Raw genomic sequence first — 303 nt, forward strand, 5'->3', positions numbered from 1 at the left:
CCACCGTCTCGGGCGGCGTCGTCTGCGGATGGCTCTTGTGGATCGGCGGCAGGTCCTTCAGCCCGTCGAAGCCGTGCGTCTGGAATCGGCGCTTCCACTCGTAGAAGCTGGTCCGGTCCATACCCCGCTGCCGGCACGCCTCGGCCACGTTGCCGAGTTCCCTCGCCAATTCCAGCACGCTCAGACGCTGCTGAGCGACCTTGCTCGCAGCGTCACGCGCCGCCCCCTTCCTCGCTGTCGATGATCGTCCCATGGGCACTTCCTCCTTCCCGAAAATAGCACGGAAAGAAGGTTAAGTGGACA

1 protein-coding gene is annotated in these 303 nt (G+C 64.4%); it reads right to left on the reverse strand.

Annotated elements, in window-relative coordinates; all coding sequences use genetic code 11:
• A partial coding sequence (locus DRV85_RS18945; RefSeq protein WP_147238911.1) for a helix-turn-helix domain-containing protein occupies positions 1–253 on the reverse strand: 253 nt, incomplete at its 3' end.
• Positions 254–303 lie beyond the last annotated feature (50 nt).

This window comes from Rhodosalinus halophilus (genome assembly GCF_003298775.1).
In the GTDB taxonomy this organism is placed as follows: domain Bacteria; phylum Pseudomonadota; class Alphaproteobacteria; order Rhodobacterales; family Rhodobacteraceae; genus Rhodosalinus; species Rhodosalinus halophilus.